General features: G+C 61.4%; 1 pseudogene. It reads left to right on the top strand.

Annotated elements, in window-relative coordinates:
• Positions 1-257, top strand: a pseudogene (locus G9373_RS45395) (MHS family MFS transporter); the annotation flags it as partial.
• Positions 258-983 lie beyond the last annotated feature (726 nt).

The following is a 983-nucleotide window of genomic DNA, read 5'->3' on the forward strand; positions in this document are numbered from 1 at the left end:
GTGTCTCCCTCGGCTACCAGGTGACGTCGATCGTGGCCGGTTCGCTGGCGCCGATCATCGCGGCCAGCCTGCTCAGCAAGTACGACTCGTCCGTTCCGATTGCGATCTACCTGGCGATCGCGTGCCTGATCACCGTCGTCGCCGTCATCGTCGCCCGGGAAACCAAGGGCATCTCGCTCGAATCGATCGACGCGGCGGACGCCCAGATCCTCGCGGACGAGAAGGCCGCCGGCGCGAAGAACGGGGTCCCCGCATGACCGAGCAGAACCAGTCCGGACGCACGGCACTCCTCACCTACGGCGCCAGCCGAGGGGCGGTTGCCTTTGTGAACCCGGGAAAACCCTTCTCGGCCTAGGTCGGCGACTGTCGCACGCACGCATTGCTGACATTCAGCATCACGAAGTATCCGGTTTCGCAACACACGCAACCTACGATCACCGATCCGTCGGTCGCCGCGGCACTCACCTGCTTCAAGAAACTCTCCACATGAGACAAGCTCTTAACAGTCAGGGGCTGTCGAGAATGCGACTGTCGTGGCTATTCCACATTTCGCACCTCTCGACGGCTAGCCTGTTCTGGTTCTCACTCAGGTTACCGACCTGTCGGACGGTCAGCGGTCCAGGTCGCCGGTCCGTTGGTGAGGGTATGCGTTCGCCAAAGTGCGTATATCGTCTTGGGCGCAGTTCGATTCGGGGATCACCTTCCACAATCGCTCGATGAACCGGGACGTTGTCATGCCGAAGTGCACAAGTATTTCCTCCTCGGTAGCTCCCCCGTACGGTGCCCACGTCCTGGCGAACTCGATGAGGTGCTCCGCCTCGGTATCAGGATGGCTGCGTGTGCGGTTGGCTTCGATCCAGGCGGCGCGACGCCTTTGGCGCCATTGGCGATACTGACGAGAGTTCATAGGAATTCACAGATCTGATCGGACTACGGAAGAGGCGGGCTGGTGGGTCGTGCCGACAGTGCATTGCGCCCTGATG

Origin of the sequence: Rhodococcus sp. A14, from assembly GCF_011603105.1 — a bacterium.
Lineage (GTDB): Bacteria > Actinomycetota > Actinomycetes > Mycobacteriales > Mycobacteriaceae > Rhodococcus_F > Rhodococcus_F opacus.